Genomic DNA, 10,613 nt, shown 5'->3' on the forward strand with positions numbered 1-10,613 from the left:
CTCAACGCTCCCGCAACGCTTCGGACTGATACTCGCGAATCGGGCTCAGCAGGTAATTGATCACCCGCCGCTCGCCGGTGCGAATCTCGCCGGTCACGCTCATCCCCGCCTGCAAGGGCATCCAGCCCTGCCCCGCGGCAATGGCCGCACGCTCCAGGCGAATCCGCGTGGGGAACACCAGCCCCAGCTGTTCGTCCTTGATGGCGTCACCGGAGACATGGGCCACGGTGCCGCGCAAGGTGCCGTAGCGGGTATAGGGAAACGCATCCACCTTGATCTCCACGGGCTGGCCGGCCCTGACGAAACCGACGTCCTTGTTCAGCACCATGACCTCGGCATCCAGCTCGGCCCCCTCGGGCACGATCACCAGTAACTGCTGCGCCGCTTGCACGGCGCCGCCCAGGGTATGCACCGCCAGTTGCTGGACCACGCCGTCCACCGGCGCCAGCAGGGTTTGCAGGCGCTGCCGGTCGCGGCCACGGATCAGTTGCTGCTCGAGCACGGCGATCTCCTGTTGGCTGCGGTTGAGCAATTCATGCTGTTCGCGCTGGGTCCTGGCCAGGAAGCTGTCGCGCTGCTCCCGACGGTTCTGCGCCTGGGCCTTGAGCACCTGCAGTTCGGCCTGCTGCTGGGCCAGCGAACGCTCGACGTCCAGTTGCTCCTTTTCCTGCTCAAGCAATTCCACCAGGGGCATCAGTTGTTCGGCGGCCATCGCCCGGCGTGCATGGAGCCGTTTGCGCACATTGCTGGCCAGCTTGCCCAGGGCGCTGATCTCGCTGCCCCGAGCCCTTTGATTGGCCTGGTTGATGGCGATTTCGGCGTTGAGGCTGTCCAGGTTGGCGCTGATTTCCTTCCAGGTACTGAGCAGTTGCTCCCGGGCCGCCGCGACCTGCTGTGCATCCAGGCCAGCAGGCGTCTGGTAGCTGTGCAAGGGGTCCGGGGTCAGCAGTGCACGGGCCCGGGCCAGTTCCAGACGCTTGAAGTCCAGTTGCGTGCGCAACTCGCTCAACTCGGCGTCGATGCCGATCGGGTTCAGCGCCACCAGCACCTCGCCGGCCTTGACCCGCTGCCCGTCACGTACATGGATGGCCCGAACTTCACCCGCCTCGTGCGCCTGGATCACCTTGGTGTAGCTGGAGACCATGAGGCGCCCGGCGGCACTGGCATAAATGTCGAGAAAGCCGAGGATCGCCCAGCCCAGGGCCAGCAGGATCGCCAGGATCAGCAGCAGTGCCGTGCCACGTGCCCAGGGCGCGGGTGGCCGCTCGACAATTTCCAGGTAGCCGGGTTGGAACTCGTATTCGTCGCGGCTGCGCTTGAGCAGCGTCCGCGCGTCACCCAGGCGCTGCCAGGCGCGGCGCCAGCGAGACAACAGTGCACCGGACCTCATGACGCCTCCTTGCACAGCGCCTGTTGCAGCGCCCACAGGCGCGAGTAGCAACCGCCGTTGGCCAAGAGTTGCTGATGGCTGCCGGATTCGCTGATGCGCCCCTGTTCCAGGGCGATGATGCGTTGGCAATGCCGTACCGCAGACAGGCGATGGGCAATGATGATCACCGTGCGTCCCTGGGCGATGCTCGCCATGTTGTCCTGGATCAGCGCCTGGGATTCGTCATCCAGGGCGCTGGTGGCTTCGTCGAAAATCAGGATGCGCGGGTCGCCCATCAGTGCCCGGGCTATGGCGATGCGCTGCCGCTGGCCGCCGGACAACGAGCTGCCGGCTTCGGCCAGCACCGTGTCGTAGCCCAGGGGCAGGCGCAGGATGAAATCATGGGCACCGGCCAGGCGCGCCGCGGCGATCACGCTTTCCAGGGAGGCGGTGGGATGGCGCAGGGCGATGTTGTGGCGCACGCTGCGGTTGAACAGGTAGTTTTCCTGGAGCACCACGCCAATCTGGCTGCGCAACCAGGCCGGCTGCAACTGCTCCAGGGGCAAGCCGTCGATCAGGATGCGCCCGCCATCGGGGGTGTAGAGTTTCTGCAGCAAGCGGGTCAGCGTGCTCTTGCCGGACCCGGACGGCCCGACGATGCCCAGGGTCTGCCCCGCGGCGATCTGCAAGTCCAGGCCGCGCAACACCCACTCAAGTTCCGGACGGTAGCGGAACACCAACTGTTCGATGCGCACTTCGCCACGCAACGCCTGTGCCGGGCGCAGATCCCCCTCGGCCTGCTCCACCGGCAGGTTGAGCATGTCGCCCAGCTTGTCCACCGACACCCGCACCCGGACGAACTGCTGCCAGACCTCGATCAGCTTGGCTACGGGCTGGCTGACGTGGGACAGCATCATGTTGAAGGCAATCAACTGGCCGATGCTCATTTGCAGGTCGATGACCCGGCTAGCGCCCCAGCAGATCACCGCCACCGCGGTGACTTTCTGCAACAGCATCACGGTCTGGCTGATGGCGCTGCCCAGGGTCTGGCTGGCAAACCCGGCCTCGACCATCTGTGCCGTCTGCGACTCCCAGCGACGCTGCATGCGCGGCTCCACCGCCAGGCTCTTGATGGTTTCGCTGCTGCTGACGCTTTCGTTGAGAAAGGCGGTGTTGCGCGCCGCGCTGTAGAACTGGCGCTCGATGCGCTTCTCCAGCGGGCCGGTGCTGAACCAGGCCAGCAGCGCATACAGGGGCAGGGTCAGCAGCACCAGCAGGGTCAACGGCCAGGAAATCCAGGCCATGACCGCAAAAAACACCAGGGTGAAGGCCACGTCGACACACAGGGTCAGCAGCGAGCCGGTGAGGAACTCGCGGATGCTGTCCAGCTCCTGGACCCGGGTGATGATCGCCCCCACCTGGCGTTGCTTGAAGTACAGCAACGGCAGGCCCAGCAGATGGCGCAAGAGCTTGACCCCAAGGCCAATGTCGATGCGATTGGCGGTGTGCGCCGCCAGGTATTCGCGCAAGCCCTTGAGCAGCACCTCGAACAGGCCCACCACCACCAGGGTCATCACCAGCACGTCGAGGGTAGACAGCGCCCGGTGCACCATGACCTTGTCCATCACCGCCTGGAAGAACAACGGCGTCGCCAGGGCCAGCACCTGCAGCAACAGCGAGCACAGCAGCACTTCGCCCAGTATCCGCCGATGGCGCAGCAGCTCCGGTACGAACCAGGACAGATCGAAGCGCAAACCGCTCTGGCGCAGGCGAATCACCTCCCCGCTCCACTGCTCGGCCAACTGCAGGCGATCGAGCATGTCCGGGGTCGGCATTGAAGGTCGCTGCACCAGCGCCTGGGTGTCCGAGAGCCGCGCCAGCAACATGAATTCGCCGCTCTGGTTGCGCCAGGCAAGGGGCAGCATCTTCGGGGTCAGTCGGGTCAGCGCCAGGCGTTCCAGGCGCAGATCGACACCGGCGTTGCGTGCATAGTCCCTGACTGCCTGGCGCAGGTCCCGCGCAGGGTCAGGGTCCAGGGGTTGCGGGGCCGCGGCTTGCGATACGCGTTCCTGGGTCAGTTGCAGCAGCAGATGGCAGCAGGCCAAGGCTGAGTGAACGGCCGTATCGGCCGCGGATGATGGGGCAGACAGCGCTGTCATAGCGGAACATTCGCTGAGGACAGGCTGCGGGTTGTTGCAGTATTGACTGGCATAGACCGCTCGTTGCTTGCTCCAGGGAGCATGGAGGCACGAACGCAGTCTGAGTCAGCCAATTACGAATGATAATCAGCAGTTTGATTGAAGCGTTTTAACTAAAACTTAAGGCTGTCCCGCAAAAGCCCCGCATTTTCATACGGCGCATGCAGAGAGCGCTGCCCAAGGCTGTTCAACGTGAGTATCAGCGCGTACCAGTCGCTGCCCCCACCGGTTGCCCCAGCCGTGAACCGCGAGAGCAATCTCAGCGGTCAAAAAAAACCGTCAAACCCAACCGTCTCTGCGCATAACCCTCTAATCTTGGCGGCATGTTTTGCAGGTCGTTGCGGGGCGGTCTCTGCACGTGTCGAATACGCAGGGTTAATCCGAGAGCATGAAATGCCACTGTTTGTTGAGTTACTGCCATGACTCATATGATCCAATCGTTGCGCCAGCGGGGGGCGCTGATCCTGACGACGCTGCTCGTTCTGACGGCCTGGGTGCCCTCAGTGTCTGGCGCCGAGTCCCGTAGCTTCGACCTGTACATCGCCGAAGCGCCGCCTTTATCGATGCTGGACCCGTCCGGCCTGCATGGCATCCTCGGCGACGCGACGCTGGAAGCGGCGACCCGAGCCGGATATACGCTGCACTTTATAGAAGTGCCTTGGGCACGAGCCCAGCAAAGCGTACGCAAAGGCGTCGACAAGCTGATCATTCCCCTGTCGCGCACGCCAGAAAGAGAGGCTGATTACACCTGGATCGCGCCCATCATGACCATGGACAGAGCGTTTTTCAGCCTCGACAAACGCGTCCAGAGCATGCAGCAGGCACGGGAAACCTTTGCCCGTATCGCCGTTGGCCGAGGCAGCGCCCAAGAGCAAAAACTGCGGGCAGAGGGCTTTAGCGATACTCAGATTTATCCGTTTGAGATTGGTGAGAATCCGGCGCAATTGCTGCTGATGGGGCGCGTCGATGCCTGGTTCAATGGCATTCCCGAAACGCAAGCTATCTGGCGCAAGCTGTCAAACAGGACGTTGCAGGTCAGTCCGTCCTTGATGAAGACCGATCTGTATCTGGCCTGCTCCAGACAGTGCGATGCGGTGCTCGTACGCCACTTGCAGGCGGCAGTCGAGACACTGCGCAAGGACGGCACGCTGGAGCGGATAAAAAACGCCTACCTGAAAGAGCCGTGATCCGTTCGGCCCTGTACCAGGCTTGCGCTGGCGTCATGAACGCGAGCCTGGAGGGGGCCCGTGCACGCCTCAACGCGACAGCATGAACGTCTCGTACTCCAGGTCATCCAGCGCCGTCGACAGCCGCGTCAGCCCCAGCAGCACGCAGATCAGCAGCGACAGGGTAAAGCCATAGCCGAAGAAGCTCGGCCCCAGGTGCAGGCTGAGCAGGGTCAGGGCGGCATTGAGGGCCACGAACAGCAGACACAGCTCCAGCACGATGGCGCGTTTGTCGAGGTAGAAGAACACGTTGAGAATCGCCATGAACACCACCTGGATGCTCACCCCGATCAGGTCGATGTAGAACAGCGGCAGGTAGTAGCTGGACATCCCCAGCCACTCCAGCAGGCGCGGGCCGAAGAGGAACAGCAGGACCACCGTCAGCCCCTGGACCTTGCAGATTTCCAGCAGGCCCTGGCGGATCGAGAAGGTCATCTCGGCCTTCAGCGAACCGATGTGCTGCAAGGTCTCGCCATCGCGCACGGCACGGAACAGGCGGTCGTACCATTCGGCGAAATCGGTTTCGATGCGCACCAGGAACACCGCCATCCCGGGAATGATCGCCAGGTAAGCGAGGAAGATCGGCAGGTCGTAGAGAATTGACGCGCGCATCGGCCCGATCACCTGGCTCGAAGTTTCCGGGTTGAACCAGAAGATGAACTTGTCGATCCAGATCCCCAGGTTGTAGCAAAGCCCGGTCAGCAGCAGGCTGACAAACACCTGGCGGCGGTCGAGAAAGTCGAAGGCCACCAGCTTCTCGGCCCGGTACTCACGCAGGATGTCGTAGAGAAACAGGAACAGCAGCGTGCTGTGCCCCAGCAGCAGCGCCAGCAACAGCCCTTCCATGCCCATGTAGCGCAGGTAGAAGGCGCTGCCGACCATCAAGCCATACCCCACCAGCATCACCAGAAGGATGCGGTTATAGGCCTTCATCCCCGAGAGGAAGATGATCACCAGCCACAGGTTGCACAGCACCACGAAGTTGGCCAGGGTCAGAAGGCGGTAGATCAGCGCCTGGTCGAACAGGGTCACCAGCAGCAGGATGCCCAGCGCCCCGGAGCCCAGGGTCACCAGCAAGAGTACGCCCACCAGGTTCGGCAGGATCTGCTCGTACTTGCGCTCGAACAGGCGGTCGGAAACGAAACGGGTGAAAAACAGCTGCAGGCCGCCGGTCAGGATCAGCGACGTGGCCATCAGGTAGGTGACGGTGATCAGGAACTGGCGGATCAGGACCTCCGGCACCACCAGCCCGAGGCTGATCACCCCCACCAGCATCACGCTGAGGATCGACAGCACCCAGGGCCCGGAACTGATCAGGCCGGCATAGACATAGGCGTGCAGGGTCGCCGTGTAGGAGTCGCGGGAGAGAATCTTGCGCAGTTCGAAACCGATGCCGGCCATTTACACAGCCTCCTTGTGTGGGGTGCCGATGGCCGTGTGATAGAGCGTGCGATAGCGGTCGAGCATCAAGCGCTCGCTGTAGTAGCGATGTACCCGCAACAGGCCCGCCGCCTGGGCCGCTTGCCAGCGTGCGGGGCTGCGCAGCAGGTCGATGATCGCCTGGGAGGTGGCCTGCGGATCGGCGATCGCCACCACTTCCCCGGCCCGCCCCAGGTCCCGGTCGGCCGCCTCGCCGCCCTCGATCAGCTCGCGGCAGGAGCCCACGTCACTGCTGACCACCGGCGTGCCGGCAGCCCAGGCTTCGAGAATCACCAGGGGCTGGGCCTCGCTGATGGAGGTCAGCACCATCAGGCCCAGTTGCGGCAGGATGTCCTGGATTTTCTGGAAGCCCAGGAACAGTACCTTCTGCTCCAGCCCCAGGCTCGCCACCAGGCTGCGGCACTCGGCGACGTACTCCGGGTCTTCCTCTTCCGGCCCGACGATCCAGCCTTCGACCTCGGGCATCACGCTGACCACCCCGCGCATGGCCCGCAGGAAGGTCTTGACGTCCTTGATCGGCACCACCCGGCCGATCAGCCCGACCACCGGCGCAATGCCTTCGGCCCGGGCCTCCAGGGCCTGGGTCCAGAGCTGCAGGTCGATGCCGTTGGGGATCACCTGGGTGCGCTCGGGGGGCGCGCCGTCCTTGATCTGGCGTTGGCGGTTGCCGTCGTACAGGGCAATGATCTGGTCGGCGCTTTCATAGACCAGATGCCCGATGCGTTCGAAGAAACGCACCCAGAGCATGCGGATATAGCCAGAGCCGGAATCCATGCTGTCGTTCAGCGCCTGGTTGCTGCTTTCGGCGATCCAGCTGGCCTGGGCCAGGTCGATCTTGCGCTCCTTGGTGTAGATCCCGTGCTCGCTGAGCAGGAACTGGCAGCCCCACAACTGCTTGAGAATGCAGCCCACCAGCCCGGCGTAGCCGGTGGAAATCGAGTGCAGCACCCGGGCCCGCGGCATGTGCCGGGCGGCATTGGCCAGCATCAGCAAGGGCGACTGCATGGTGCGCAGGGTCCAGAAGTAGTTGACGAAGGACGGATCGGCGCAGTGCTGCTCGTAGCCTTCGGTCAGCGCTTCCCAGCTGGGCCGGCTGTAGAGCACGTCGTCCAGGGTGATGCGCCCCTGGGCCAGGGATGCCAGCACTTCGATGCCCAGCTCGGCGGCGGGCTTCTGCGGGTTGTGCAGGTAGCGGTACAGGTTGCTCAGTTCCTCCAGGGACGCGCTGTGGGCCTCGCGCTTGTGCCTGGGGTTGCGCCAGGCCTCTTCCAGGTACACCTCTTCGATATGCACGACGTTGGCCGGAATCTCATAGCGGCGCTGCCCATAGGCCTCGCGCTGACCGCCAATGAACAGCACCGAAAACTGCAGCTGCGGCAGGCCGAGGATCATCTGGTGGATCCAGCTGGACACGCCACCACGTACATAGGGCCAGGTGCCCTCGAGCAGCAGGCAGACATCGGCGATGGGGGTTGAGTCGGGGGTTTTCTTCATGTCCAGGTCCTTACCAGCCCGGCAAAGGGCGGACGTTGCTGCATTTGCGCCGGCAGGCTTCGCAGCAGCCCGGGAATCTCGGCATAGCGGCCGGTTTCAAAGGCGATTTCGGCGCGGAACGGCAGGACCTTGGCCGAGTCCATGCCCGCCTCCTCGGCCTGGTGCATGTGCAGGCGCGCCTTGCCGACGTCACCGCGTTCAAGGGCGATGCGCCCGGCCAGCAACAGCAGCTCGCCGCCCTCCCCCAGCTTCAGCGCCTGTTCGGCATGTTCGCCGGCCTGGCCCAGCACGTGCTGCTGCACACTGCCCTGGGCCAGGCCCAGGTAAGCCAGTTCCCAGTACCAGCGGGCCAGCGTCGCGTGCAAGGCTCCGGCCTTCTGCGGCGCCGCGCCGGGCAGCTGTTCCAGAGAGGACTGGATCCGCTGGTTGATGTCGGTTTCCTGCTTGTCGAGCATCGAATACGCCAACAGCCGCACATCGTCGCTCGGGTCACCCAGGGCCAGCTTGAGGATCGGCACCGCTTCCTTGCCCGGCATCCGCCGGGTGGCGAGCAAGGCCGCCAGGCGCTGGTCGGGGTCCGGCGCATGACGCAAGACATCCTGCAGCCCGCTGTCACCGAAGGTGGGCGAATGCAGTTGAGTCTGAGCGCGAAACGGCAGGTCGGGAATGCCCACCGCCTGCCACGTCTGCGCCTCGCGCTTGCGCGGCAGGTACAGCGCCGGAAAGATCGCGGCAATCACCCCGACGGCCCCGATCAGCGGCACAAAGAACGCCAGGCTGAAGATGAACAGCGGGCTCCATGGCAACGGCCGGCGATAACGCGCCGGCAGCAGCAGCCAGACCGCCGCGGTCAGCAGGCCACAGGCGATGCCATGGGTCATTGCATACAGCAGCGCGGTCTGCAGGTCGGGCAACTGCGCCGTCAGGCTGGCCCAGCTGCCGATCTCGAAAAACAGCGCTCCGCTAAACAGCCACTTGCTGATCATTCAGGCCACACTCGTTGTACAGGAAGTTACGCAGCCCATCGCGTTGCCGGGCCGACTCCAGGTCGTAGGGCAGTACCTTGACCCCCAGGCCGGCCAGCTCCACGCTCATGCCGAAGTGTTCGTGGACCAGCTTGCCCAGGCGTGCCAGGTAGCCCTGGGCGCCCTCGGCGCTGGTCAGCGGCAACAGCACCAGCAACAGTTCGTGCCCGCGTGCATTGGCCAGGCTCAGGTGCAGGTCCAGGCCACGCTGGCTACGCTCGAACAGCCGCGCCAGTTCATCATTGGGCTGGGTCAGCTCGAAGGCATAGAGGCAACCGGACAGGCCGTGGCGCTCGACATCCACCAGTGAACGCTTGAGTTGGCGGGTGAAGTGCTGGGCATCGGCGCTCTGCAGTTGCAAAACCTGCGGGTCCGGGTGCAACAGGTCGGCGATATGTCCGGCCAGCAGGGCCAGCAGGCTGAGGGTGCGTTCCTGGAAGGCAAAGAACGGCATCTGCCGCACCGCCAGAATCGCCAGCACCTGGCCCTGGGTGTCCACCAGCGGAACACAGGCCTGCAAGGACGACACCGAGGCCTGGGCGCCGCTATCCAGCAGCTCCTCACGCACACTCACCAGCTCCTCGCGCTCCAGGCACATACGCACCAGCAGGTCCTGGCTGTCCAGGGGCCCCATGGTGCCGATCGAGGCCAAGAGGCTCAGCTGTGGCGCCGCACTGGCGCCCTGCTCCACCCGGTACAGCCCGGCCACCCGCAGCGAGCCGTACTGGCCGAGCAGGGTCAGCACCGGCTCGGCCAGCAGGCTCAGCGGGTCGCCGCCATTGGGCGCCGCGCGCAGCCGATCACGCAGGCCCAGCAGGGAACTGCGCAAGCTCTGGTCGCTGCCCGCCAGGCGCTGCTCCAGGCGGTCATGGGAGACCCGCAGAATCTGGTGCGCCCGGGTGAAATCATCGAGCCGGTACTGGCGGTACTCGTTGGCCATCTGCAAGCGCAGCAAACGCCGCTCCCAGAGGTCGCGCACCTCGCCCACCAGCATGCCGCAGACCAGTACGCCGACAATGTAGGACGGCGCGACCTGGGCGTAGCTCGCCAGCCCCGAATGACGCAGGGCAAAGAACGCCGCTACCAGCAGGCTGGCGCTGATCAGGCCGCGGACAAACCCGTAGCGCACCCCCAGCAGCAGCGGCGCCAGCACCGACCAGGGAAACTCGCCCTGCACCTGCAAGGGGTCCTCGGGGGCCAGCCACAGGCCGACGCCGATGACCAGGGCGGTCACCAGAAAGGTTTCCAGCCAGGACGCCGGACCGCTGGCGCGGGGCGCCAGCGCATAGTCCATGTGTGGAGAGTTCATGGCAGTCACTCGATCCGAAGGCCACCGACAAGCTTGTCGAGCACCTTCTGGGCGGCCCCGGCCAGGCTTTCCCGGGACCAGCCGGCGCGGGCCCCGCTATTGCTCCACAGCACCTTGCCGGTACCGGCCTCGACCACCCGCAGGCTGATGCCCACCGCCGGTTCGCCATCCAGGCCGTTCTTGTACTGCCACTCCTCGACGCTGCCGGACACCACATAGTCGAGCTTCTGCTCCCGGGCCCAGTCCATGGCCCCGGCCAGGCGCTCGTTGTCGTCGAGCAGGGCCTGTTCGCCCTGCCCCGCCGTACCGGTGTAGACCTGGGGTTGCAGGCCGCGGCTGCTCAGCACGCTGAGCAGAATCTGCTCACTGCGCTCGCCGGCCTGGGGTGTCTGGGAATAATTGACCAGCGGCAGCACGCCCCAGCGCGCACTCTTGGACAACTCGGGGCTGCTTTGCCCGGTGAAGCTGCTGCACCCGGCCATCAGCAAGGCGACCATTGCCAGACTCACGCAACGAATGGATTGCATAAGGTTTACTCCTCTTTGAATTCCA

General features: G+C 64.6%; 8 protein-coding genes. 1 reads left to right on the forward strand and 7 read right to left on the reverse strand.

What is annotated here, in order from left to right; all coding sequences use genetic code 11:
• Position 1: 1 nt before the first annotated feature.
• Positions 2–1,390, reverse strand: a complete 1,389-nt coding sequence (locus ACUXVH_RS10670) for an HlyD family type I secretion periplasmic adaptor subunit (RefSeq protein ID WP_445494787.1) — start codon at positions 1,388–1,390, stop codon at positions 2–4.
• Positions 1,387–3,528: a type I secretion system permease/ATPase gene (locus ACUXVH_RS10675; RefSeq protein ID WP_065364050.1), complete on the reverse strand. Its 2,142-nt coding sequence runs from the start codon at positions 3,526–3,528 to the stop codon at positions 1,387–1,389. The genes ACUXVH_RS10670 and ACUXVH_RS10675 overlap by 4 nt, the downstream gene beginning before the upstream one ends.
• 458 nt (positions 3,529–3,986) lie before the next feature.
• Between ACUXVH_RS10675 and ACUXVH_RS10680 the strand changes: the two genes are divergently transcribed.
• Positions 3,987–4,754 carry a substrate-binding periplasmic protein gene (locus ACUXVH_RS10680; protein WP_065364049.1) on the forward strand — a complete coding sequence of 256 codons (768 nt, stop codon included), beginning with the start codon at positions 3,987–3,989 and terminating at the stop codon, positions 4,752–4,754.
• Positions 4,755–4,823: 69 nt separating this feature from the next.
• Here ACUXVH_RS10680 and pelG read toward each other — a convergent pair whose 3' ends face one another.
• Genes pelG through ACUXVH_RS10705 form a run of 5 tightly spaced genes read right to left on the reverse strand, consistent with a single transcriptional unit; the run spans position 4,824 to position 10,588 of the window.
• Positions 4,824–6,194, reverse strand: a complete 1,371-nt coding sequence (gene pelG / locus ACUXVH_RS10685) for an exopolysaccharide Pel transporter PelG (protein ID WP_011061266.1) — start codon at positions 6,192–6,194, stop codon at positions 4,824–4,826.
• Positions 6,195–7,727 carry a GT4 family glycosyltransferase PelF gene (gene pelF, locus ACUXVH_RS10690; protein WP_011061265.1) on the reverse strand — a complete coding sequence of 511 codons (1,533 nt, stop codon included), beginning with the start codon at positions 7,725–7,727 and terminating at the stop codon, positions 6,195–6,197. It lies immediately after the preceding gene.
• The gene (locus ACUXVH_RS10695; protein ID WP_041752244.1) at positions 7,724–8,713 is read right to left on the reverse strand and encodes a HEAT repeat domain-containing protein; all 990 of its coding nucleotides are present in this window, start codon (positions 8,711–8,713) and stop codon (positions 7,724–7,726) included. The genes pelF and ACUXVH_RS10695 overlap by 4 nt, the downstream gene beginning before the upstream one ends.
• On the reverse strand, positions 8,691–10,061 hold the full coding sequence (locus tag ACUXVH_RS10700; protein ID WP_015635591.1) for a PelD GGDEF domain-containing protein: 1,371 nt from the start codon (positions 10,059–10,061) through the stop codon (positions 8,691–8,693). The genes ACUXVH_RS10695 and ACUXVH_RS10700 overlap by 23 nt, the downstream gene beginning before the upstream one ends.
• Before the next feature lie 5 nt (positions 10,062–10,066).
• Positions 10,067–10,588: a transporter gene (locus ACUXVH_RS10705; protein WP_011061262.1), complete on the reverse strand. Its 522-nt coding sequence runs from the start codon at positions 10,586–10,588 to the stop codon at positions 10,067–10,069.
• Positions 10,589–10,613 lie beyond the last annotated feature (25 nt).

This window comes from Pseudomonas sp. 8(2025), from assembly GCF_052665325.1.